Origin of the sequence: Synechococcus sp. O70.2 (assembly GCF_047462135.1) — a bacterium.
Taxonomy (GTDB): domain Bacteria; phylum Cyanobacteriota; class Cyanobacteriia; order Thermostichales; family Thermostichaceae; genus Thermostichus.
This window is the reverse complement of sequence record NZ_JANSIS010000009.1, coordinates 54,297-77,492: the sequence shown is the minus strand read 5'-3', so window position 1 is coordinate 77,492 and position 23,196 is coordinate 54,297. Positions and strand designations below refer to the sequence as shown.

Here is a 23,196-nt window from a genome sequence, read left to right as displayed (position 1 = left end):
AAAGTTGCAGTTGGTCTGAAACTCCCAGCTTGAGCTTGCGGACAAAGTACATGCAAAGTTGTCCTTCTGCTATCTAGAGCATCATACAAAAAGCCGCTCTCAACGGCAGGGCTTGAAACCCAGTTTTCTTGGTCAAATGCGCGTACGAATGCACTGGCGAATGCGGAGATTGGACTGGTCCAGGTTGGCAAACCCACTTAGAAGCGTGCCCCGACCGTCTAAAAGCAGCAGGGCGGCCTGGCGGCGAAAATCGATCCCGGGTAGCACTTCGGCGGCGATCTCCTGCAGCTTCTGGATGGCTGCCCCCTCGAAATCAACCGAGACATGGACAAACGGAGAAGCCAAGCGGGGATCTGTCGGCACGCTCTCGCGGATGGCCTGCAGAACCAGGTCTCGCACCAGCTGCAGCCCTCTGCCATCGATCAACACAACCTGGCGCAGCCGAGGGTTGTGCCCAAACTCCAGAGCCAAACTTGTGGAGAGGGCCTCTGCTTGGGAGCGGGTTTGGCGGTTGGTTAAGATCAGCGCCTGCAGGCCGTGGTAGCTGCCTAGGTCAAGGGGATCCCCGGAAATGCTTTCCAGCTTGAGGTCAAGGGATACGTTGGGGCTGCCGTTGCTGGGGCAGTTGCCAGCTTGAGCTGGGGCCAACGGGCCCAAGAAGAGGAAAGCAAAGGTAGCAACCCCACAAGCGACAAGTCTTTTTGGAAAAGCAAGCAGGCAGCCGCAGCCAAGCAAAACTCGTTTCATAGCAGCAAGTTCTGGGGTGGGCTGGCCAAATCTTAACCAATCTTCATCTTTGGCCCTGGCGCTCCTGGTTGGGCTTCCCACCCCCGTTGGGTTGCCAGCCTGGGCCCATAATGGAAAGCAGTTTCTCGGGGGCGGCAATAAATATGGCTTCTAGCTCCTTGTTGGATGGCCTCAATCCCTCCCAACGCCAAGCGGCGCAGCACTTTTGTGGCCCTTTGCTGGTGGTGGCGGGGGCAGGTTCCGGCAAGACACGCACCCTCACCCACCGCATTGCCTACCTCATCCGCCACTATCGGGTAAATCCAGAGGAGATTTTGGCCGTTACCTTCACCAACAAGGCCGCTCGCGAAATGAAGGAGCGCATCGAGCAGCTTTTTGCCGAGCAGGAGGCGCAGGAACAATTTGGGATCCCTTTGGCGCAACTGGAGCCTGCTCAGGCCACCCGGCTGAAATCCAGTGTTTACCACCGTTGGATTAAACCCCTTTGGATCGGCACGTTTCACAGCCTATTTGCCCAGGTTCTGCGCCTGGAGATTGAAAAATATCGGGATCCCAAGGGACGCAGGTGGACTCGCCACTTCTCAATCTTTGACGAGTCTGACGCCCAATCTTTGATTAAAGAAATTGTCATCAAGCAGCTTAACTTGGATGAGCGCCAGTTTGATCCCAAGTTGGTGCGCTATGCCATCAGCAGGGCCAAAAATCAGGGCTGGACCCCTGCGGATCTGGAACGCCACCAGCCCAATTTCCGCGGCCGCGTCCTAGCTCAGGTTTACGAGCTCTACGAAGATCAACTGGCGGCCAATAATGCCCTCGACTTCGACAACTTAATTTGGATCCCGGTGCAGCTTTTCCGCCAAAACGAGCAGGTTTTGGCCTACTGGCACCAGCGCTTTCGGCACATCTTGGTGGACGAATACCAAGATACCAACCGCACCCAGTACGAACTCATCCGGCTGCTAGTTACCAATGGGGAGAGCTGCCGCTCCAAGTGGGACTGGACCAATCGCTCCATCTTTGTGGTGGGTGATGCGGATCAAAGTATCTATCGCTTTCGCGGGGCAGATTTTACCATTTTGCTCGAGTTTCAAGAGACCTTTGGCGATGGCCTTCCAGACGACGAAACCCACACCATGGTGAAGCTGGAGGAAAACTATCGCTCTACAGCTACTATTTTGGAGGCAGCCAACGTCTTGATCGAGAAAAACACGGAGCGCATCGATAAAATTCTCCGGCCAACTCGCCCTCCAGGCCATCCTATCGTTTGCTACCAGGCGGAGGACGAGATGGCAGAGGCTGAGTTTGTGGTCAACACCATTCGCAAGTTACACAGCCAAAATCCCAACTCTTCCTGGGGAGATTTTGCCATCCTCTACCGCACCAACGCCCAATCTCGCCCTTTTGAGGAGGTTTTGCTGCGGTGGGGGATCCCCTACACAGTGGTGGGCGGGCTGCGATTTTACGAGCGCAAGGAAATTAAAGATGTGCTGGCCTATTTGCGGGCCGTGCTCAACCCTGCCGACTCCTTTAGCCTGTTGCGCATTATCAATGTGCCGCGGCGGGGTATTGGCAAATCCACTTTGGACAAACTAACCGAAGCAGCAACTGCCCTCAATGTGCCTTTGTGGGCCATCCTCTGCGACGAGGCTGCTGTAACCAAGCTGGTGGGGCGCTCCGCCAAGCCGGTTATCCAGTTTGCCCAGTTCATCGAACATTGGCACAAACAAGTAGCGCAGGTTTCCGCTGCTACCCTTTTGCAAGAATTGCTGCGGGATTCTGGGTATCTAGCAGATCTCAAGGCCCAGGGCACGCCAGAGGCTGAGGAGAGAATTGCCAACGTGATGGAGCTCTACAACGCCGCTTGTCAATTTGAGGAAGAAGAGGAGGATCCCAGCCTCGAGGCTTTCTTGAGCGCTGTCTCTTTGGCTGCGGATTTGGACAATCTGGAGGAAGGGGCCGAGAAAGTTGCCTTGATGACGTTGCACACTTCCAAAGGACTGGAGTTCCCCGTGGTCTTTTTGGTGGGGTTGGAACAGGGTCTGTTTCCCAATTTCCGCACCCTGGAGGATCCGGCTGCTTTGGAAGAGGAACGGCGCCTTTGCTACGTAGGCATTACCCGCGCCCGCGAGCAATTGTTTCTCTGCTACGCCAGCAAAAGACGCCTCTACGGCAACTGCGAGCCTGCCATCCCCTCTCTATTTTTGAGTGAGCTGCCGCACAACCTGATCCAGTGGCAGAGAGGCGGCCTGCTGCAACCTCGCAGGGTAGCTCAACCCAGAGAGGCAGCTACTGGCTGGGAGGGATCCCAGCGCTGGGCGGTGGGAGATCGTTTGCAACACCCCAAATTTGGCCAGGGGCAAATTACTCACATCTTTGGCAGCGGCGACCAGGTTACCTTAGCTGTGAGGTTTCCCGCGGTGGGCCAAAAAATTTTGGATCCGCGCATCGCACCCATCCAAAAGCTCAGCTAGCGCTCTGGTCCAAAACGACTTTGGCAGCTTGACCGGGCAGGGCGTCTTTGCATCTGACCTGGGGGCATTGGCCGATGCAGGACTTGGGATCTGGCAAATAACTTCATAGACTAGAGCAAAGGGCTCATCGCCATGGTTTTGCTGCAACCAAAGCCGCCCCTGTGATCCCGGTTCGCCTGACCTTACGCAACTTTCTCTGCTACTCTCAGGCGGTTTTGGATCTGCGCGGGATCCACACCGCTTGCATTTGTGGTCCCAACGGGGCGGGCAAATCGGCTTTGCTTGATGCCCTTACCTGGGGCCTCTGGGGCCAGAGCCGGGCCAGCAACGACAGCGATCTCATCCGCAAAGGAGCTAGCGAAACCTGGGTGGAGGTGATCTACCGCTCGCGCGGACAGACCTACCGCGTCCTGCGCAGCCGCCACCTCTCGGGGGAGGGATCCCTGGAGTGGCAAATCCAGATTGGAGAAAGCGAGGGCCAAGCCCGTTGGCGCAGCCTTACCCGCCGGGGCCTGCGCGCCACTCAAGAGGCAATTGAAAGTCAGCTTGGCCTTGACTACGACACCTTTCTCCACTCCGCCTACCTGCGCCAGGGACAGGCCGATGCCTTTACCCTAAAGCGCCCCGGCGAGCGCAAGCAGGTCTTGGCGGACATGCTCAAGCTGGGCCAGTACGACTTGCTGGCCGAGCGCTGCCGCGAACAGGCCCGCAGCGCCAAGCTCAGAGCCGACCTGCTCCAAGAGCGCCTGCGCAAGCTGGAGCAACACCCCACCGACCTCGAGCAAATCCAAACGCAACTGGAGCAGCTTCAGCAACGGCAAACCCATCTGCAACAGCTCTTGGTGCAGCAGCAGCAGGAGTTGCAGGCTCTAGAGCGCGCCTACGAACATCGCCGCACCCTCCAGGAGCGGTACCAGCAGCTTGCCCACCATGTGCACAAGCTCAGCGCCAACCTGCACCACACCGAGCAGCAGTGGCGAGCGCAGCGGCAGCAGCTTTTGCAGTTGGAAGAGCTGGTTGCCAAAAGCGAAGAGATCCAGGCCGGCTACGAACGCTATCAAGCCCTGATGGCGCAGGATCGCCATCTCCACCATCTCTTCCAGCAGCAACAACAGCTGGTGCAGGAACGCCAAAAGCTGCAGGCCCAACAGGCCGAGCAACAGCAGCAATACCTGCAGAGGATGCAACAGCTGCAACAGGAATTGGCTGCCTGCCAGGTCCAGGCTCAGGCCGATGCCCAACTCCTGGCCGAACAGGAGCGCATTGAAAACGCCCTGTACCACTACCGGCAGGCCTATGAGCGGCTGCAGAGCTTGAACGAGGCTCAGGCTCAAGCGGCCACCCTCCTAGAGCAACAACGGCACTGGCAGGAGGAGATCCGCCACGAGCGGGAACGCCTGCAAGCCCGCCTCCAGTTCCTCAAGCAGCATCTGCAAAGCCAGGAGAGCCTGGCCCAACAGCAGCAGCAACTGGCCGAGAAAATTGCCGCCGGAGCAGCGGCCCTGGCCGAGCTGGAACGGCAGCGCCTCTACCAGCAGCAGGTGCTGGAAAAAATCCAAGAGCGCCGCCTCTTTGTGCAGAAGCTGCAGGAGCGGCAGCGGGTTCTCCAGCAGCAGTGGCAACAGGAGGAGGAGCACTGCCGCCTGCTAGAGGATCCCTGGGAAACTTTCCCCCTCCAGAAGGATCCGAATTGCCCAGGCGCTGACCCTCCTGAACCCGGAGAGCCCTACTCTGTCCCTGCTTTGGCGGGGGTGAAGGCCGTGGCAGACAAAGCCACCCCCGAAGCAGCCTTCTCGGAGCAGCCTGCTGCGCCCGCACCGCCCGCCCCAGGGCTGGCCACGCCAGGATCCCAGCTCTGGGTTTGCCCCCTCTGCGCTCGCCCCCTCAGCCCGCCTTTGAGGGCGGTGGTGCTGCAAAAACACCGCCAGCGCCAAGAGGAGATTGCCGGCGAGCTCTTTGTCATTCGCGAGCAACTGGCGGTGGCCGACCGGGAGATCGGGCTGTTGCAAGAAGAAGCTCAGCGTCTTGGCCAGGAATTGGCCACCTGGGACGAGCGACTGCACCTCCAGGGACGCCTGCAACAGCAGTGGGAGGCTGAGCAGGAGCGCCGTCGGCAGCTGGAGGCCTGGCGACAAGAAGCGGTAGAGCTGGAGCAGCTCCTCAGCCAAGAAGCCTACGCCCAAGAGGCACGGCAGCAGCTTGCCCAGATCCAGCAGTCCCTGCAGCAGCTGGGCTACGACGAGCGGGAACACGCCCTGCAACGAGCAGAGCTGGAGCGCTGGCGCTGGGCCCTGGGCCGCTCCCAGGAACTGCGCAAAGCCCAAGAGCGCCGCCCTCGCCTGGACGAGCAAATCGCCTCCCTGCAAGCGCAGCTGGAAGCCCTGCGGCAGACAGCCTCCTCTGCTGCTCTGGCGGAACGGCTGGCCCAGATCGAGCAGGCGCTGGACCACCTTGGCTATGACGGATCCCTGCACCAGCAAGTAAAAGCAGAGCTGGCCCAGGCGCAACTGTGGCCGGCCCGCCTGCAAGCCCTCCAGATGGCCTGCCAGGAGCTGCCAGAAGCAAGAGCCCGCAGCCAGGTCTTGGCCCAACGCCTACAGGAAAGCCGCCAGCAGCTTGCCCAGGCCACCCAAGAGCTGGAGGCGCTACAACGACAGCTGGCGGAGCAGCCCGAGGTCTCACCTACTCACCTGGAAGGGATCCGCCAAGCCCTGCAGGAGCACCGGCAAGAGCTAGATCAGGTGCTCTCTCAGCTTGGGGCGGCCCAACAGCGGTTGCAGCAAGCCCTTGAGCGACAAGCGGAGCAAGCCGAGCTGGAGCAGCAACTGCAGCAAGCCCGCCGCCAGCAGCAGGTGTACCAAGAGCTGGCCAACGCCTACGGCCGCAACGGCATTCCTGCCCTGATCATCGAAAACGTCCTGCCGGAGCTAGAAGCCCAGGCCAACCAGATCCTGGGCCGCCTCACCCAGCACCGCCTGCAACTCCGCTTTGTAACCCAGCGCTCGGGGCGACGTTCGGACAAGCTAATCGAAACCCTCGACATCCTCATCGCTGATCCCCGCGGCACCCGCCCCTACGAGACTTATTCCGGGGGAGAAGCCTTCCGCATCAACTTCGCCATTCGCCTAGCGTTGTCTCGCCTGCTCACCCAGCGCGCCGGCTCTGACCTGCAAACCTTGATCATCGACGAGGGGTTTGGATCCCAGGACGCCACCGGGCGGGCCCAGCTGCTGGCGGCCATCAACGCCATTGCCTCCGAGTTTGCCTGCATCCTGGTCATTACCCACATCCCGAGCCTGCAAGATGCCTTTCCCTGCCGCATCGAGGTGCAGCCTTCTCCCCAGGGATCCCGCCTCTCCATTCGCAGCTAGTCGGCTGGCGGGGGCCGCCAGCCTGCCTTTGCAGCCAGGGGAAGCTAAGGCTCTCCTGCTTGAGCTTTTGCGCAGGGGTCGGCAGCCCCACTGTCGCTCTCAATCCTCGTCAGGGGATCCAGAGTAGAGATCTTCCAGGCGGCTGCGGGCTTCCTCCAGGCTGGTTGTGCGAATAACCAACAAAGGCTCTTCCGTCAGGTTGCCGTCCGCATCCAAGAGCTCCGGGTGGGGCGCCTGTCGGCGAGCGCGACGCGGCGAGGCCTTGGGCTCTTCTTTGCTTAGAGTTACTACGTTAAGCACCAGGTTGCGCAGCGCCACAAAGGCAATGGCGACAAAAGCCATGAGGTAGAGGATCTGCAGCATCACGAGTCAGAGGAGTCAGAAGAGGGGTGAAGTTGGCGAAAGCGGCGGCCCAGCTCGGCGCACTCCATCAGCAGGCGATGCCATTTTGCCATCAGGGCCGGGTCAATGCCAACTTCATTGTCCGATAACCGATAGAGAGCTTCCGCTGCTTGTAACTCCGCTTGGGCAGCCAAGACCCGCTCCAGGAGGGACTGCTGCACTTCTGGGCTGATGAAGTCCAGGGTTTCTTCTTGCAAAAAGCGACGGCAGCGCTCAAACCAGTAGTGGTAGTCGTCTAGCAGCGGCCCCAGAATCTGCCGCAACAGCTTGGCTTTGCTCATGTCTGGGATCTCTTTGGATGAGAAGAATCTTAGCCGAACTTAACGTTCTCCCGCTAGGGATCCCTGGCTGGCCTCTAGCTGGGCTTCCATCTCCAGCATGAGGGCTTCGATCTGAGGCAGCAATTCCTGGGCTTGCTCTTGCCAGTAGCCCCGCTGGTGGGCCTCCAGCAGCCGCTCGCTCATATCCCGCAGCGCCCAGGGGTTGTGGCTTCGCAAAAACTGCTGCACCTGGGGATCCAGCAGGTAGGCGCGGGCCACCCCGGCGTACATGAAGTCTGGCACGGCGTGGGTGGTGACATCGTAGGCAAAGAGATAGTCCAGTGTGGCGGCCATCTCAAAGGCGCCCTTGTAGCCGTGGCGCATCACGCCGGCAATCCACTTGGGGTTGACGACGCGGGCGCGATAGACGCGGTCGATCTCTTCGGCCAGGGTGCGGATCTTGGGGTTGTGGGGACGGGCGTGATCCCCGAAGTAGATCTGGGGGTTGCGGCCCTGGAGCGTTCGCACCGCTGCCACCATACCCCCCTGAAACTGGTAGTAGTCGTCCGAGTCGAGGAGATCGTGCTCGCGGTTGTCTTGGTTGTGCAGGACAACTTGCAGACGGGCCAGTTGCCGCCGCAGCGCTTCGGGGGCTGGCTCTCCCTCCCCCTCGGCCCAGTAGGCGTAGCCGCTCCAGTTGAGGTAGGCGCGGGCCAGATCCGCTTCCGTTTCCCAGTTTTGCGCCTCGATCAGCCCCTGCAGACCGGCCCCGTAGGCCCCCGGCTTGGAGCCGAAGATGCGCAGCCGCGCTCGCTTGGCCGCTTCTGAGGGAGGGATCCCTTGCTCCTGCCAGTATTGGGTATCGGCTAGCACCTGAGCCCGCAGGGGGTTGTCGCTTTCCGGCTCCTCCAGAGCGGCCACGGCCTGCACGGCCCGGTCGAAGAGGGCAATCAGGTTGGGAAAGGCATCCCGAAAAAACCCAGAAATGCGCAGAGTTACATCCACGCGGGGACGTCCCAAGACCGCTACAGGCAGGATCTCGATATCCACCACCCGTCCCCCATCCCAGCGGGGCTTGACCCCCAAAAGCGCCAGCGCCTCGGCCCAGTCCTCGCCACCGGTTCTCAGGGTGGAAGTTCCCCACACGGATAGGCCCAGATGGCGGGGATATTCCCCCTGCTCTTGCACGTAGCGCTCCACCAGCCGCTCGGCAGCCAGCGAGCCAACCTGCCAGGCTGTCGGGGTGGGAATGGCGCGGATGTCCACCGAGTAGAAGTTGCGCCCAGTGGGCAACACCTCCACCCGGCCCCGCGTGGGAGCGCCGGAAGGGCCGCTGGGCACATAGCCGCCATTGAGACCGCGTAGGAGATTTTCCAGCTCCTGAGGAGTTTGCTGCAGGCGAGGGAGCAAGTCCCTCTCTATCCACTGCAGCACCTGGCTGGCTGCCGGCCCCGGCGGCGGGTCGTAGGGGATCCCCTGCAGCCGTTGGGCAATCCAGCGGCGGGCTTGAGCTTCTAGGGCAGCTACCCCATCTCCGATGCGGCGGAAGTTCTTGCCCATGGAGCTAATTCCTCAAGTAAACGGCTGCTCCCAGGCCAACCAGCATTTCTTCGGGGGTAATTTTGCCATCTTGGTTGGTGTCGAGGGCATCGAAGACGCGATCTGCCCCCATCCACTCCTCGCGGGTGATGAAGCCATCCCCATCCAGATCGTAGAGGCGGAAGACATCCTGGGCGGCGTGGGTAATCGTCTCCTTGGCGCCCTCCAGCTTCTGCAGCCGCTCGGCGAGCAGTTTTTCCAGCACCTCCAGCGCCTTGGAGAAGCCCTGGATCCCTTCCTCCAGCTTTTCCGAGGCCATGCGGTTTTCCCGGTGCATCTGATCGAAGGTGGCTCGGTCCATCACCAGGCGGGGAATGTCCATTTTCTTGGCTTTTTCCGGATCCAGTTTGCGCTCCAGGTGGCCTTCGGTGTTTTGCAGCTCCGCTAGCAGAGGTGGCGAGATGGTGAGCAGGTCGCAGCCGGCCAGCTCGAGGATTTCCCCGATGTTGCGGAAGCTGGCGCCCATCACCTCTGTTGGGTAGTCGTATTTGCGCAGATAGTTGTAGATCTGGGTTACCGACTGCACGCCTGGGTCTTCGGCGGGCGGGTAGCTCTCCCGGCCGGTGTGTTTCTTGTACCAGTCGAGGATGCGACCCACGAAAGGCGAGATGAGGGTTACCCCCGCCTCGGCACAGGCAATGGCCTGGTGCAGGCCAAACATCAGGGTAAGGTTGCAGTGGATCCCTTCTTTTTCCAGGATCTCGGCAGCCCGGATCCCTTCCCAGGTGGCGGCAATTTTAATCAACACCCGCTCGGGATCCGCCCCTGCTGCCTTGTAGAGCTCGATGAGATGGCGGGCCTTGGCAACCGTAGCTGCCGTGTCGTAGGAGAGGCGGGCATCTACCTCGGTAGAGACGCGGCCAGGAATAATGGACAAAATGCGCACGCCAAAGGCCACCGCCAGTTGGTCGACGGCGTGGGCCACCACGGTTTTGAGGTCGGCTTTGGATCCCAGGTCTTGGCGAGCCTTGAGCAAAGTTTCATCGACAATGCCCTGGTACTGGGGCATTTGGGCGGCCGCTGTGATTAAAGAGGGATTGGTGGTGGCATCCCGCGGCTTAAAGGTCTCGATGGCATTGATATCCCCCGTGTCGGCCACCACGACGGTGATCTCTCGCAACTGCTCCAGCAGGCTCCTGCTCATACTCCCCTCCTTGGGCCTCGCGCTCCGCGGTACTTTGGCAACCTAGTCCCAGTGTCACCTATCTCAGTAGGGGATCCCGCTAGCCGTGAGATTGTCTTAATTCTCTTCCGCTCCCCCTCACGGCTCTTGACGAGAAGGCTAAAATTCCATTAAGGCTTTTTCCCCTTTCTGCCCCTTTTTTTTGCAGGTGTACGTCTTGCCTTGCTGTAAGGAGGGATCGTCGTGGCTACGGAGACCCTGGTTAAGCCTTCTGTAACCCCAAAGCACATGCCCATGTACCGGGTGTTGCTGCACAACGACGATGTCAACACCATGGAGTACGTGGTGCAGGTGTTGCTGAAGGTGATCCCATCCCTGCTGCCGCAGCAAGCCACCGAAATCATGCTGGAAGCCCACAACAACGGCGTTGCCGTGGTTATCGTGGTGCCGCGGGAACCTGCGGAGTTTTATTGCGAGCAGTTGCGCCAGCACGGCCTCACCAGCTCGATTGAGCCGGAACGCTAGTTAGGAGCAGCGTGGGTGGGCCTGCTGATTGCGAAACTCAAGGTTTTTCCCTTTCCGCTGCGCCTGTTGCTGTTTTTGGGAATCCCCCTCTTGGCCTGGCTGCCGTGGGTCGGGCTAGGGGAGGTTCTCTTTGGGCAAGACTACCTTTGGTTGCCGCTGTATGCCCTGCTGCTCCTTTGGCTGTGGCAGTGGGGATCCGGGTTTGCCGCCTATGGCTTGGACAGTAGTTGGACTTGTCGGGCTGGGATCCTCTGGGGCTTGGGGATCGGTGCCGGGGGGCTTTTCCTGCTGTTTGGCCTGGAGGGGGCCCTGGGCTGGCTGAGCTGGAAGCCAGTGGAAGGGGGATCCCTGCTCGGCTATGGCTTGCTCGGGCTGGGGGTGGGCCTGGCAGTGGCGCTGGTGGAAGAGCTGGTGTTCCGCGGCTGGCTAGTGCAGGAAATGGCGTTGGACTACGGCTGGACAAGGGCGCTATGGGGATCCAGCTTTCTCTTTGCTTTGGCCCATTTCTTGAAGCCGCCAGCGGAGGTTCTTGCCACCTGGCCTCAGTTTCCAGGGCTGTGGCTGATGGGCCTGCTGCTGGCTCAAGCAAAAGTGTGGAACCAAAACAAACTAGGCCTCAGCTTGGGGCTGCACGCCGGCTGGGTGTGGGGCGTTACCTGGGTCAACAACTTGGCCTGGATCGAGTACACCGGCAGGGCGCCAGCGTGGCTCACCGGGATCGGCAACAACCCTCTGGCTGGGCTGATGGGCCTGCTCTTTCTAGGCGGCACCTTCCTGGTTCTCAAGGGGTTGGCTGCCGGCAGAAGCTGAGCAACCTTCCCCCGCCCAAGGGCCGTTCTCATAGTAGGCGGCTACCCTCTCCTGGTCAGGCTGAGTCAGCAAGCTCACCCCCACCAGCACCGCCGTGCCGATGACCACCGCCGGGATCACCGGCAGCCAGCCCCCTGTCCAAGCCTTGGGCAACAGGCCCGAAAGCCACCCCAAGGTGAGGCTGCTGGAGACCAAAGCCCCGGCCACGGCTCCAGCGCGAGTTGCCCGCTTCCAGTACAGGCCGGCCATCAGGATGGGAAAGAGCATGGCATAGCCCTGAAAGCTCCAGGTGGCAATCTGGGCAATGAGCCCTGGCGGCCTGACGGCAATGGCAAAGGAAACTAGCCCAATCCCCAACACTACCCCGCGGCCCAACAGCTCCTCCTGGTGAGGGGAAAGCGGGCGCTTGAGAAAAGTAACCACCAGATCCCGCGTAACCAGGGAGCTGGCTGTAAGCAGTTGCGAGTCCGCCGTGGACATCAAAGCTGCTAGCGCTGCTGTAATCACCACCGCCGCCACGCCGCTGGGCAGGGTCTGCAACATCAGCGGCATGACCTGATCCGGCTGCTGCAGCTCAGGAAAAGCCAGCCGGCCCCAGACGCCAATGAGGGCTGCCGGGAAAAACACCAGCAGAATGAGGAGCGGCCAGACCACCATCAGGGTTTGGAAGGGACGGGCACTCTTGGCCATGTAGAAGCGCTGGAAAAATTGGGGAAAAAGGGGCGTGGCCATGAAAAACAGCAGTTGGTTGCCAAGCAGCGTTTGCCAGCTCCAGCGCCCCTGCGGGCCGGGCAAGCTCAGCCAGGGATCCAACTGGCTGCCAGCCTCCTGGCCCCACCTCAAAGCCACTGCCACAAGAGCCACCCCCATCCCTAAAACCAAGATGATCCCCTGCACCACGTCCGTCCAGACCACCGCCTGGGATCCGCCGAAGAGGACATAGGCCAAGATCACCAAGGCCACTACCACCGCCAGAGGCCGATAGGGGATCCCCTCCCCCAAGACTGCAGCCAGCGTGCGCGCCCCACCGATAATCTGGATGCTGATGTAAGGGGCGGTAAACGTCAGGGCGCTCAGGCAATAGAGGAGAGCCAGGAGAGGACTATTGAAGCGGTGGCCAAAAAACTCGGAAGGGGTAATAAAGCCGAAGTGGCGCGCTGCCAGCCACACCCGGTAGCCCACCCAGAAAAACAGCCCCGAGATCAGTGCGGTGGTGACCCCTACCCCTAGAAAGATCCCCAGGCCGTGGGTGTAGGCATCCGCTGGCACCCCAAGGAAAGTAAAGGCGCTCAGCAGCGTCGCCAGGGTGGTTAAGGTCAAGGCCAGGGATCCCAGCCCTCGCCCCGCCAGGAAATAGCTGACCGGATCCTGGCCGCTATGGCGGTAGCTCCACACCCCAATGGCCGCCAATAGCAGCAAGTACACGCCAACTACACTCAAACTCAAAACGGTTTCACTCATTTCCAGCTCTGGGCCAGCAAACGCGCACGATGTAGAGATTTAGAGGCACCAACAGCAGCATGGCAAGTCCTGCCACCCAATACCAGGCCGGGATCCCCCAAAGCTGCGGCTGGGCAGAGCGGGATCCGACCCAGGTCAACAGCCACAGCAGGGGGTAAGCCCCCCACACCCAAGCCTGGCGCACCTGTCCAAACCGCAGTGGCCTGGCTTCCTGAGGGCCACCCGCGGAATCTAACCCTGACATTTGTCCATCTCCTGATTTTTTGCCGATTATGTAAGATACAGCCACTGGTGCAGACAATTGTCCTTCTCCAGTTCTCCTTCACCTCTCGCCCTCAAGAGGGAGCCTTGGCCAAGCCGCGGAGAAAGGGAGCGGCCCTATTGGCTCGCTTGGGCGCGGGTTAGAGGGATCGGCCCCCACCGCCTCAAGCGGCTGGCGGAGTTTTTTGGATCCTTGGAGCGAGCTTGGCAGGCAGACGCCCTAGCCCTGCAGCAGGTGGAGGGCATTGGCCCCACCCTGGCAGAGGCGATTGTTTCCGCCCGTCCCGCCCTCGATCCTGGGGAGATCCTGGAGCAAACTCAAAAGCCGGGGATCCCCTTCCTAACCCCTGCGGATCCCGGCTATCCGCCGCTGCTGTGGGAGCTGCCGGATCCGCCGCCTATTCTCTACGTCCTGGGAGAATGTCCTGACTGGCAGCAGCCGGCCATTGCCGTTGTCGGCACCCGCGCCCCCACCGCCTACGGTCGGCAGTGGACCCAGAAAGTCAGCGCCGCCCTGGCGCAAGCCGGCTGTGTGGTGGTGTCGGGATTGGCCACGGGGATCGACGGCATCGCACACCAGGCCTGTCTGGAGGCAGGGGGCAAGACGGTGGCTGTGCTGGGAACGGGGGTGGATCAGGTTTACCCCGCCCATCATCGCCCCCTCTACCAACGCATCCTGGAGCAAGGGGTCGTCCTCAGCGAGTATCCCCCTGGCACGCCGCCGGCCAAGGAGCACTTTCCCCAGCGCAACCGCATCATTGCCGGCCTCTGCCGCGCCACCTTGGTGATGGAAGCCCCAGAGCGTTCAGGAGCGCTGATTACTGCTCAGCTCGCCAACCACTACGGTCGGGAAGTGTACGCCCTGCCAGGGAATATCGACACGGCGGCAGCCCGTGGCTGTCTGCAGCTCATCCGCCATGGGGCAGGCATGATCCTGGGGATCGAGGACCTGCTCAAAGAGCTGGGCTTGGTTCCGGGATCCCCGCTCCCAGAACAGCCTGCGTCCCCTGGCCCCAGCGATCCCCAGCAGCAACTCCTCTGGCAGATCCTGGGCAATGAGGTCCTCAGCCTCGACGCCCTAGCCCAAGCCACCCAGATGGACATGGCCACCCTTTCCAGCACCCTGCTCCTCATGGAACTGGAGGGGTGGCTGGTGCAACTGCCGGGGATGCGCTACCGGCGGGCTCGCTGAGGTTGGATCCCTGCACCGCTTCCCCGATGGGAGCACGGCAAGTGGGATCCTCGTGGCGAGGGTTGTTCACATAGGTGCTGACGGGGTAGGCGGCCATGGCCTCTGCCGGGTAGGGGCGGAGTAGGGGCAACAGCCGCTTGGGATCCTGCACCTGGGGATCCAGCCAGAGCTCGTAGTCGCTTTCTAGCAAAATGGCCGGCATCCGCTCGTGGAAAAGCCCCATCAGCCGATTGGCCGGCGTGTTGAGGATGGCGCAGGTTTCTATCTCCACCCCTTGTGGGCTGCGCCAGCGCTCCCAAATGCCGGCAAAGGCAAACACCGGCCGATCCACCAGGTAAAACCAGTAGGGTTGTCGCTTGGCCGTGCCCTGCTCGGCCCACTCGTAGAAGCCATCTGCCGGGATCAGGCAGCGGCGGCGGCGGAAAGCCTCGCGGAAAGAGGGCTTCTCAGCCACCGTCTCAGAACGGGCATTGATCCAGCTAGCCTGGGGAGCTCGGCTCCACCTGGGGATCAGGCCCCAGCGGAACTGGGTTGCCTTCCGTCCCAGCTCCGTTGAGGCCACCACTGCCAGCACCGGCTGAGAAGGGGCGATGTTGTAGCGGGGCTGGAGCGCCGGCCATGACCCCATCTTGATTTGAAAATGCTGCTGCAGCAGTTCGGGGGCCGCCGCCAGGCTGAACCGTCCGCACATCCGGGATCCTCAGACCTTGGTGGAAATGCCTAGCAATTGTAGGATCCCGCGCAGAGGGATCTCCACGTACTCGGGGCGGTGGTTGAGCTCATAGCCCAGCTCGTCAATAGCTTTCTCCAGCAGATAGGCATCCAACAACACTTCCAGCTCCTGCGGGCTGCGGGGCAGAAAAGCCCCTTGGGAAGCCACCTGCAGATATTCGGCCAAGAAAGCAGCACAAACCCAGCGGTACCAAAACTGGGCCCAGCGCCCCATGTCAGGGCACTTGTCTCCGCAGACCAGGCCGCTTTCCAGTTGCTGGCGCAAGGCGGTGTGAACAGCGTAGTGGAAAGAGCGCAGCATCGCCACCACATCCCGCAGGGGGCAGCGTTTGAGGCGGCGCTCCCCCAGGGACCGGCGCGGATCGCCCTCAAAGTCAATGATGAAAAAGTCCTTGCCGGTAAACAGCACCTGGCCCAGGTGGTAATCCCCGTGGCAGCGAGTGCGCAAAGCCGTGATCTTCCGCTCCAGGATCAGGCGGAAGCGGCTCATGATCTCCCCTTCTTGGTCGTAAACCGTCCGGGCTAGCTTGGCCTCCAGCTCTGGCAGGTTGGGGATCTGCTTGGCTAAGACGGGAAACACCTGGCCCACCAAGTTGCGCAGGGATTGGTAGATGGAGCGCTGGTAGAGACTGGAGAAAGGCTCCGGCGCAAAGTCTTTGTTCTCGGTGTCAGCGGCCAAGGCAAGGTGGAGTTCGGCGGTGCGCTTGGCTAAGATCCGCACCGACTCCAGGTAGCTGCCAATGGTGGCATAGGCCAGCTCCGGCAGGGGAAGCTGCGCAAGCTCTAGGAAAGAGCCCTGAGGCACCGGCACCGCTTCCACCGTTGCATGGTGGACAAGCACGGTTTCGAAGAACTGTTCCAAAGTGTCTAGGGTGTAGTGCCAGGCATCTCCCTCGTTGGGGATGTACTCCTGCAAAATGGCCAAGGTAATCTCAGAGCCTCGCGTCCCGCGGCGACGACGATACTCCAGGGATCCCAACAGCCGCGGCACCCGCACCTGGGGATGGTGCTCTAGCAGGTAGCGGCCAACCTCCAGCTCCGGGTTTACCCCCTCAGCCACCCGGCGGTAGAGCTTGAGGAGGTACTGGTTGCCGTAGACCACTGAGGTGTGGCTCTGCTCCGCCTTGAGGAGGCGAGGCTCCAGGCTAGGGTCGTACTCAAGCGTGGCAAAGCTAGTGGCCCAAAGCTCTCCCCGACCGTGGCGCAGGCGGCTCTGCTGCACCATCATCTGTAGCAGACCCAACAAGAAGGTCTTATCAGCCAGAGCGTCGAAAATCACTTCCGTTGGCTCCCCGGCCACTTGCACAGGGAGGATGACTGCCTGGGGCGCCTCTACGCGCAGGTGTACGGCTGCTTCTTGAGTGGCATAGCCCACGGGTAAAGAGTAGAGCTCCGTATCTCCCTCGAGGAACTCGGCCTGGAGCAGCAAGATCTGGCTTCGCAGCAAGGGATCCCCTTCTCGACGGCAAGGGATGGCCTGCAAAATATGGATCGACTGGAGCTGGCGGTTTTTGGAGCTAAACCACTGACAGCGGCAGAGGTAGTCTCCCAAGACGGCCTCCACCTGCTTTTGGCTTTCCCCTTGAAAGAGGCTCTCCCAACTGCCATTTTGAACAACCAGAGTGGCCGGGCGGACCTGCTCCTCTGGCCTGCTGGGGTGGAGGTGAATTTGCTTCGTTTTGGTCTCGAGGGAGAACCAGTAAAAAGAGTGGGGGCCCAGCGTTAGGAAATAGGGCAGCCGCCCAATGGGGGGAAACTCGGTGCGCCCAAAGATCTCCACCGGGATCAACCCTTCCCACGGGGACAGATCCAGCCCCACCCACTGGGCGTAGCGAGAGAGATTGGCCACCACCAGGATGCGCTCGTCGCCATAGGCCCGCACAAAGGCCAGCACCTTGCGGTTTTCCGGGTGCAGCACCTCAAAAGAGCCGCGGCCAAAGGCCTGGAAGCGCTTGCGCACGGCAATCATCCGCTTCATCGTCCACCAGAGAGAATGGGGGTTATTCCGCTGCGCTTCCACGTTGACGGCTTCGTAGTGGTACTCGGCGTCGATGATGACGGGCAGGTAGAGCTTCTGGGGGTTGGCCCGCGAAAAGCCAGCGTTGCGGTCAGCGCTCCACTGCATGGGGGTGCGCACGCTGTTGCGATCCCCTAAGTAGATGTTGTCCCCCATGCCAATCTCGTCGCCGTAGTAGATCACCGGCGTCCCCGGCAGGGAAAACAGGAGGCTGCTCATCAGCTCAATGCGGCGGCGGCTGTTGCCCAAGAGAGGAGCCAAGCGGCGGCGGATGCCCAGGTTGATCCGCGCCTTGGGATCCTTGGCGTAGACCTGGTACATGTAGTCCCGCTCCTCGTCAGTGACCATCTCCAGGGTGAGCTCGTCGTGGTTGCGCAGGAAAATGGCCCACTGGCAGGTTTCGGGAATGGGAGGGGTTTGTTGCAGGATGTCAACGATGGGGAAGCGATCCTCCATCTGGAGGGCCATAAAGAGCCGTGGCATGAGGGGGAAGTGGAACTCCATGTGGCACTCGTCCCCATCGCCGAAGTAGGCTACGGCATCTTCCGGCCACTGGTTGGCCTCAGCCAGCAGCATGCGGTCGGGGTACCTCTGGTCGATGTGTCGGCGCAGAGCCTTGAGAAAGGCATGGGTTTCTGGCAGACTCTCGCAGGAGGTGCCTTCCCGCTCGTAGAGATAGGGCACGGCGTCCAGCCGCATGCCATCTACCCCCATGCTCAGCCAGAAGTCCACCACCTCGAACATGGCTTTTTGCACGGCGGGGTTGTCGTAGTTGAGATCGGGCTGGTGGGAGTAGAAGCGGTGCCAGTAGTAGGCTTTGGCCACCGGATCCCAGGTCCAGTTGGAGGTTTCAAAGTCCTGAAAGATGATGCGGGCCTCTTTGTACTTTTCGGGGGTATCGCTCCAAACGTAGAAGTCGCGCTCGGGAGTGCCGGGAGCAGCTCGTCGGGCCCGCTGAAACCAGGGGTGCTGATCCGAGGTGTGGTTGAGGATAAGCTCAATGATGACGCGAATCCCCCGTTGATGGGCAGCATCCAGAAAGATCTTGAAGTCTTCTAGAGTGCCCAACTCGGGGTTAACGTTGGTAAAGTCGGAAACGTCGTAGCCGTCATCCTTTAGAGGAGAAGGAAAAAACGGCAGCAGCCAGACGGCTGTAATCCCCAGTTCTTGCAAATAGTCCAGCTTTTCGGTCAAGCCCTGGAAGTCGCCCACGCCATCGCCGTCACTGTCAAAAAAGGCGCGCACCGGTAGCTCGTAGATGATCGCGTCTTTGTACCAGAGGGGGTTGGAGGTTAAGGGAGAGACGATGCTGCGCAGAAGAGCTTGGCTCATCATATCGGCAACCAAGACTTAGATACCTCGGCAACCCTAACTGTTGAAGAGGGATCCCCTCAATGGGCTGCAGCCTTCTTTATGGTGCCCGGGATCCCAGCAGTCGATGCTAGTAGGCTAGCAGGTTCATTTGTTCGGGCAAGCATTTTGCCTAGGCTACAGTTGGCTCCGTCTTTAGCCTCTGGGCTCTCTCAAGAGCAAGGGGCAACTGCCCGCAGCTTGGAGGAAGTGACACTCGTGGAGATCTCAGAACGGTTCCCCACCATTGGCACCAGCTAGGTGATGCCGGTTCGCTTTTGAGCCTCTTTGCAGGAGACGGTTAGATGGCGCAGGCCAGTGCGGACAAGCTCCTGCTCCACCAAACCCCCGCTAGGGCTTGTTGGGGCAGCTCAGCGTCTTGAGCTACCCAAGCAGGAAACTCTAGGCGAGCGATTTCGGGATCCCTCTCCCTGCTAACCAGTAGTGTTCCCTAAAAGTTTCCAGAACAAGCAGCTCCGTTCCCCAGGGGTGAGGGATTCATCGAGCAGCGCTAGTCCTAGGCAGCAACAGGGCCAAGTGAAGTTCTGCTTGGGAGCGGCACAGGGCCAGCACCTCCTCGGTGTCCACGTCATGTCTAGGCTAGGCTCCCTTTGGCCGGACGGGCAGCGGAGAGCCGTCGGAAAGAAAGTTGGAGCGCTCAGGCGGCTTGAGGGGCTCCTCCCCGTAGAGCAGTAGGGGCTGGCTGCCCAGCAGTGGCCACTCTTGTGTGCCGTAGTGGAGGGTTACCTGCCCCGAGGAGTAGGCGACCTCGAGGTGGTCGGGCGGGATCTGGGAGCCGTCAGTGGCCACCACCGTGTGCGGCTCCTGCAGAGGCTCAACTTTGGGCAGGGATCCCCACTCCACCCAGCGAGGCTGCCAGAGCCGGGGCTCCTGCCACAAGCAGGCAAACTCTTGCCAGACTCGGCGCAGGCGTTCTTGGCTGGCCTTCGACTCCTGCTGCAGGTAGTGGGCAAAGGCCGAGAGTTGGCCGCTGAGCTTAACGAGATCCAGCACAGGCGGCTGGCTCAGCCCTACTTGCCAAATCCTGTTCCGCTTCCTCCAAGGGAAACTCCCCGTAGACTTCGCTGCTGTTGTTGGGGCTTTCCTGCAGGCGGACGCGGTGCAGTCGCACCCCTAGCTCCCGCAGGGGCAGAGTCAGCAGCCGCTGGATGTAGAGGGCGATGTTTTCCGCAGTGGGCACCACCTGGGCAAAGTAGGGGATGTCTTTGTTTAAGAAGGTGTGATCCAGGGGTTTGACCACTTGCTCCTCGATCACCCGCTGCAGAGCCGCCAAGTCCACAATCATCCCCGTGCGCGGGTCGATGGATCCCTTGACGGTGATCTCCAGGCCGTAGTTGTGGCCGTGGCCATGGGGGCGGGCGCAGAGGCCGTAGAGGGCAGTGTTCTCCTCCAAACTTAGGTGATCCAGGGCCAAGCGATGGGCGGCGCTAAAGTGGGTGGCAACGGTTAGGTAAGCTTCCATGGCTTCTCCTCGGTATTCGGCCCAAAGGTGGGGATCCTCGTAGAGGCGCACACTGGCTAGCGGCAGAGCATCGGCCAGGCGCTGCCAGATGGCGTAGGCAATGAACTCGGTGGTGGGCAGGGTTTGGGCAAACTCTGGCCAAGCTTCGTTGAGGTAGGCAAGGTTCAGCTCCCGAATTACCCGCTCCTGAATCACCCGCTTCACCTGCGAGAGGTTGAGCACCATGCCGTACTCGTCTACCTCCCCCGTCAGGCCCACCTCCAGCACGTAGTTGTGGCCGTGGCCAGGAAAGCGGGCATGGGGGCCGAAGCGGGCCAGGTTCTCGGCTTCCGAAAGCTCCGGCAGCCAGTAGCGGTGGCTGGCAGCAAATTGGGCGCGGCGGTAGATGGTACAGGTTCTGGACATGAAGGCTATGAACTGTAGAGGATCCCCCCTTCAGCATAAACCCCAAACCGGCACTGTCCCCGCGGCGAGGGATCCCTGGGGCTGTCTCGACGCGCCTCCCTGAAGCGCCTTGGGATAGATGGCTAAAATCTCGTCCTGATGGGACTAGGAGTGTGTCAACCTGGTAAAGGTAGGGAAGGCTTCGGGTCGCAGGGAGCGGCAGACGAGGGAGCGGCTGTGGTCTATCGGGTTGGGCTATTGGGGCTGGGTACTGTCGGCACAGGCGTGGTCGAGATCTTACAGCGCCCTCCTCATCCTCTGTTGCAGGCAGTTGAAATTGCGGCGGTGGGAGTGCGTTCCCTGGACAAGCCGCGGCTGGTGCCGATTCCGCCTGAGCGCCTGACCACTGACCTAGAGCGGATTGTCTCGGATCCAGAGATTGATGTGGTCATTGAGCTCATGGGCGGCCTGGAGCCGGCTCGCAGCCTTATCCTGAAAGCCATTGACCACGGCAAACCGGTGATCACGGCCAACAAGGCAGTGATTGCCCGCTATGGGATGGAGATCTTTCAGGCTGCCGCCCAGGCCAGGGTGGCCGTGCTCCTGGAGGCAGCGGTGGGGGGTGGGATCCCCATCATCCAGGCTTTGCAGCAGTCGCTGCGGGCCAGCCGCATTCAGGCGGTCTGGGGCATCATCAACGGCACCACCAATTTCATCCTTAGCCAGATGGCCCAGGAGGGCAGCTCCTTTGCCGAAGCGCTGGCCCAGGCCCAGGCTCACGGCTATGCGGAGGCCGATCCCAGCGCCGATGTGGAAGGATGGGATGCGGCGGACAAGATTGCCATTTTGGCCAGCCTGGCTTTTGGGGTCGCGGTGCCGCGGCAGGCCATCCCCTGCGAAGGGATCGGCAGCATCAGCCCCACCGACCTCCGCTATGCCCGCGAGTGGGGCTATACCTTTAAGCTTTTGGCCATCGCCCAGAGGACTGAGGGGCAGGGAGCGGAAACAACCTTGGACATTCGCGTTCACCCCGCGCTGCTGCCCGTTACCCACCCGCTGGCCAACATCCAGGGGGCGGACAACGCCGTCTGGGTGCAAGGGGATCCCTTGGGGCAGGTGGTGCTGGCTGGGCCAGGGGCGGGCCGGGGGCCAACGGCCAGCGCTGTGGTCGGGGATCTGCTCACCCTGCTTGCCCACCTGCAGACAGGGGCCCATCTCCCCAATCCTCTGTGGGGATTGCCTGCCTCTCCCCCTATTGCCTCGCTGCTGCCGCTGGCGGAGGTGCAGTCGGAGTTCTATGTGCGGGTGTTGGCCCAAGACCGGCCAGGGGTGATGGGGGCCATTGGCACCTGCTTTGGCCGCCATGGGGTAAGCCTGGAGAGCATCACCCAAAAGGAGTGCCACCAGGAGCTGGCGGAGATTGTAATCCTCACCCACACTGTGCGCGAGGCCGACTGCCGCCAGGCGCTGGCCGAGATCCAACAGCTTCCCCAGGTGGCTGGGATCCCCAGCCTGTTTCGCGTGTTGCGCTAGCAAGTGGAGGAGGACAGACACCGTGGAGGCGGCAGTGGATCTTGCAACCCCCGAACTCCTCAGAGCCGAGGTGGTCGTCCTTGGGGCGGGCATCAGCGGTCTCACCCTGGCCTGGCGCCTGCGGCAGAGCTCCGCCCAAGTGCTCTTGGCCGAGGCCAGCTCCCGCGTCGGCGGCTGCATTTCCACCCAGTCCAAAGACGGCTACCGCTGGGAGGAAGGCCCCAACAGCTTTACCCCCACCCCTGCCCTGCTCAACCTCATTGCTGAGGTGGGCCTGACCGACCAACTGGTGCTGGCCGATGCCAAGCTGCCCCGCTACATCTACTGGGAAAGGGAGCTGCTGCCGGTGCCGCTTAGCCCCGCGGCAGCCCTGAGCTCCCGGCTGCTCAGTGTGGGCGGCAAGCTGCGGGCTCTACAGGGCCTGCTGGGGTTTGTCCCGCCGCCGCCAGGGCACGAGGAAACGGTGCGGCAGTTTTTCCAGCGACAACTGGGATCCGAAGTGGCCGAGCGCCTAGTGGAGCCCTTCACCTCAGGAGTCTATGCCGGCGACCCAGATCAACTCAGCGCTGTGGCGGCTTTCCCGCGGGTAGCTGGCCTAGAGGAGCGCTACGGCAGCCTCTTTGCTGGCGCCCTGCAGGCTCTGCGCCAACGACCCCAGCCTTCTCCCGTAGCCATCCAACCCCCGCCCAAACGCGGCCAACTGGGCAATCTGAGGCAGGGGCTGCAGCAGTTGCCAGAGGCCCTAGCCCAAAAGCTGGGCGACAGCCTGCGGCTGGGTTGGCGAGCCGTGCAGCTTAAGCGGGAGGGAGAGCTCTATTGGGTGGGCTTTGAGACGCCAGAGGGATCCCGCTGGGTGGCTGCTCGCCAGGTGGTGCTGGCTCTCCCCGCCTATGAGGCTGCTGCGCTGCTGCAGGGGCTCAACCCCCCAGCCAGCCAACTCTTGGCGGAGATCCCCTATCCGCCGGTAGTGGTGGTGGCTCTGGCCTATCCCCAAGAGGCCCTGCCCCAGCCGCTGCGGGGCTTTGGCCACCTCATCCCTCGCTCCCAGGGCCTGCGCACCCTGGGCACCATCTGGGCTTCCTGCCTTTTTCCCGAGCGCGCTCCCCAGGGCTACCACAGCTTCCTCAGCTTCCTCGGCGGCGCCACCGATGCTGCCTTGGCCCGCCGGCAAGGGATCCCACCCATCCCTACGCTGTCTCCTGAGGAGCGAGCGCAAATTGCCCACGCCGAGCTTAGCCAGGTTCTGCTCACCCGCCGCGTCGAGCCCATCTACCTAGGGGAACGCCTATGGCCCCGCGCCATCCCCCAGTACACCCTCGGCCACCGGCAGCGGATAGCCCAGGTGCAGGCCCACCTGGCCTCCCAGACGCCGGGGATCTGGGTGTGTGCCAACTACCTGGATGGCGTAGCTCTGGGCGATTGCGTGCGGCGAGCTGAGGCCCTGGCGCAGCAGCTTTTGTCCCAGGCCTAGTCCT

The 23,196-nt window shown here is 61.6% G+C and carries 17 protein-coding genes and 1 pseudogene; 7 read left to right on the top strand and 11 right to left on the bottom strand.

From position 1 onward, the window contains the following. Window positions 1-132: 132 nt before the first annotated feature. Complete coding sequence (locus NW812_RS10030; RefSeq protein ID WP_414396427.1) at window positions 133-648, bottom strand: hypothetical protein; 516 nt, start codon at window positions 646-648, stop codon at window positions 133-135. 242 nt (window positions 649-890) lie between these two features. Here NW812_RS10030 and pcrA point away from each other — a divergent pair, with 242 nt between their 5' ends. Next, window positions 891-3,218: a DNA helicase PcrA gene (gene pcrA, locus NW812_RS10025; protein WP_414396425.1), complete on the top strand. Its 2,328-nt coding sequence runs from the start codon at window positions 891-893 to the stop codon at window positions 3,216-3,218. Between the two features lie 161 nt (window positions 3,219-3,379). Further along, window positions 3,380-6,589, top strand: a complete 3,210-nt coding sequence (locus tag NW812_RS10020) for an AAA family ATPase (protein ID WP_414396423.1) — start codon at window positions 3,380-3,382, stop codon at window positions 6,587-6,589. A gap of 99 nt (window positions 6,590-6,688) precedes the next feature. On the opposite strand, the gene NW812_RS10015 is transcribed toward NW812_RS10020, so the two are convergent. The 4 genes and pseudogenes from NW812_RS10015 to NW812_RS10000 all read right to left on the bottom strand — a co-directional run bounded on the left by NW812_RS10015 (window position 6,689) and on the right by NW812_RS10000 (window position 9,994). Beyond that, the gene (locus NW812_RS10015) at window positions 6,689-6,952 is read right to left on the bottom strand and encodes a DUF2973 domain-containing protein (RefSeq protein ID WP_414396436.1); all 264 of its coding nucleotides are present in this window, start codon (window positions 6,950-6,952) and stop codon (window positions 6,689-6,691) included. After that, window positions 6,952-7,272 (bottom strand): DUF2605 domain-containing protein, encoded by a 321-nt coding sequence (locus tag NW812_RS10010; RefSeq protein WP_414396420.1) that lies wholly within the window; start codon window positions 7,270-7,272, stop codon window positions 6,952-6,954. Before NW812_RS10010 ends, NW812_RS10015 begins: the two co-directional genes overlap by 1 nt. Window positions 7,273-7,311: 39 nt before the next feature. Then, a pseudogene (locus NW812_RS10005) lies at window positions 7,312-8,796 on the bottom strand (cobaltochelatase subunit CobN); the annotation flags it as partial. Window positions 8,797-8,815: 19 nt separating this feature from the next. After that, window positions 8,816-9,994, bottom strand: coding sequence for a transaldolase (locus NW812_RS10000; RefSeq protein WP_414396418.1), 1,179 nt, complete (start codon window positions 9,992-9,994; stop codon window positions 8,816-8,818). Between the two features lie 222 nt (window positions 9,995-10,216). Here NW812_RS10000 and clpS point away from each other — a divergent pair, with 222 nt between their 5' ends. Beyond that, window positions 10,217-10,498, top strand: a complete 282-nt coding sequence (gene clpS, locus NW812_RS09995) for an ATP-dependent Clp protease adapter ClpS (RefSeq protein ID WP_414396415.1) — start codon at window positions 10,217-10,219, stop codon at window positions 10,496-10,498. A 15-nt stretch (window positions 10,499-10,513) separates the two neighbouring features. Beyond that, window positions 10,514-11,308, top strand: a complete 795-nt coding sequence (locus NW812_RS09990) for a lysostaphin resistance A-like protein (RefSeq protein ID WP_414396413.1) — start codon at window positions 10,514-10,516, stop codon at window positions 11,306-11,308. Here the strand turns inward: NW812_RS09990 and NW812_RS09985 are convergent. After that, complete coding sequence (locus NW812_RS09985; RefSeq protein WP_414396411.1) at window positions 11,258-12,769, bottom strand: sodium:solute symporter family protein; 1,512 nt, start codon at window positions 12,767-12,769, stop codon at window positions 11,258-11,260. The genes NW812_RS09990 and NW812_RS09985 overlap by 51 nt on opposite strands. Continuing rightward, entirely contained in the window at window positions 12,762-13,013 is a 252-nt protein-coding gene (locus NW812_RS09980; protein ID WP_414396409.1) for a hypothetical protein, read from the bottom strand. The genes NW812_RS09985 and NW812_RS09980 overlap by 8 nt, the downstream gene beginning before the upstream one ends. Before the next feature lie 57 nt (window positions 13,014-13,070). Between NW812_RS09980 and dprA the strand changes: the two genes are divergently transcribed. Then, on the top strand, window positions 13,071-14,222 hold the full coding sequence (gene dprA / locus NW812_RS09975) for a DNA-processing protein DprA (protein ID WP_414396407.1): 1,152 nt from the start codon (window positions 13,071-13,073) through the stop codon (window positions 14,220-14,222). Here dprA and NW812_RS09970 read toward each other — a convergent pair. From NW812_RS09970 to NW812_RS09955, 4 genes are all read right to left on the bottom strand, one after another. Beyond that, the gene (locus tag NW812_RS09970) at window positions 14,161-14,913 is read right to left on the bottom strand and encodes an SOS response-associated peptidase (RefSeq protein WP_414396405.1); all 753 of its coding nucleotides are present in this window, start codon (window positions 14,911-14,913) and stop codon (window positions 14,161-14,163) included. The two genes, dprA and NW812_RS09970, sit on opposite strands and share 62 nt — an antisense overlap. A gap of 9 nt (window positions 14,914-14,922) precedes the next feature. Continuing rightward, window positions 14,923-18,303 (bottom strand): maltose alpha-D-glucosyltransferase, encoded by a 3,381-nt coding sequence (gene treS, locus NW812_RS09965; protein WP_414396404.1) that lies wholly within the window; start codon window positions 18,301-18,303, stop codon window positions 14,923-14,925. 618 nt (window positions 18,304-18,921) lie between these two features. After that, window positions 18,922-19,335, bottom strand: coding sequence for a hypothetical protein (locus tag NW812_RS09960; RefSeq protein ID WP_414396402.1), 414 nt, complete (start codon window positions 19,333-19,335; stop codon window positions 18,922-18,924). Further along, on the bottom strand, window positions 19,319-20,209 hold the full coding sequence (locus NW812_RS09955) for a 6-carboxytetrahydropterin synthase (RefSeq protein WP_414396400.1): 891 nt from the start codon (window positions 20,207-20,209) through the stop codon (window positions 19,319-19,321). The genes NW812_RS09960 and NW812_RS09955 overlap by 17 nt, the downstream gene beginning before the upstream one ends. Before the next feature lie 216 nt (window positions 20,210-20,425). Between NW812_RS09955 and NW812_RS09950 the strand changes: the two genes are divergently transcribed. Both NW812_RS09950 and hemG read left to right on the top strand, forming a co-directional pair. Continuing rightward, complete coding sequence (locus NW812_RS09950; protein WP_414396398.1) at window positions 20,426-21,721, top strand: homoserine dehydrogenase; 1,296 nt, start codon at window positions 20,426-20,428, stop codon at window positions 21,719-21,721. Between the two features lie 22 nt (window positions 21,722-21,743). Further along, window positions 21,744-23,192 (top strand): protoporphyrinogen oxidase, encoded by a 1,449-nt coding sequence (hemG, locus tag NW812_RS09945; protein ID WP_414396396.1) that lies wholly within the window; start codon window positions 21,744-21,746, stop codon window positions 23,190-23,192. The last annotated feature ends 4 nt before the right edge of the window (window positions 23,193-23,196 follow it).

Bases quoted from the DNA above. Each gene is read 5' to 3' on its own strand.
- pcrA (WP_414396425.1), top strand. From the start codon at position 891: ATGGCTTCTAGCTCCTTGTTGGATGGCCTCAATCCCTCCCAACGCCAA.
- NW812_RS10015 (WP_414396436.1), bottom strand. From the start codon at position 6,952: ATGCTGCAGATCCTCTACCTCATGGCTTTTGTCGCCATTGCCTTTGTG.
- NW812_RS10010 (WP_414396420.1), bottom strand. From the start codon at position 7,272: ATGAGCAAAGCCAAGCTGTTGCGGCAGATTCTGGGGCCGCTGCTAGAC.
- NW812_RS10000 (WP_414396418.1), bottom strand. From the start codon at position 9,994: ATGAGCAGGAGCCTGCTGGAGCAGTTGCGAGAGATCACCGTCGTGGTG.
- NW812_RS09985 (WP_414396411.1), bottom strand. From the start codon at position 12,769: ATGAGTGAAACCGTTTTGAGTTTGAGTGTAGTTGGCGTGTACTTGCTG.
- NW812_RS09980 (WP_414396409.1), bottom strand. From the start codon at position 13,013: ATGTCAGGGTTAGATTCCGCGGGTGGCCCTCAGGAAGCCAGGCCACTG.
- NW812_RS09970 (WP_414396405.1), bottom strand. From the start codon at position 14,913: ATGTGCGGACGGTTCAGCCTGGCGGCGGCCCCCGAACTGCTGCAGCAG.
- treS (WP_414396404.1), bottom strand. From the start codon at position 18,303: ATGAGCCAAGCTCTTCTGCGCAGCATCGTCTCTCCCTTAACCTCCAAC.
- NW812_RS09955 (WP_414396400.1), bottom strand. From the start codon at position 20,209: ATGTCCAGAACCTGTACCATCTACCGCCGCGCCCAATTTGCTGCCAGC.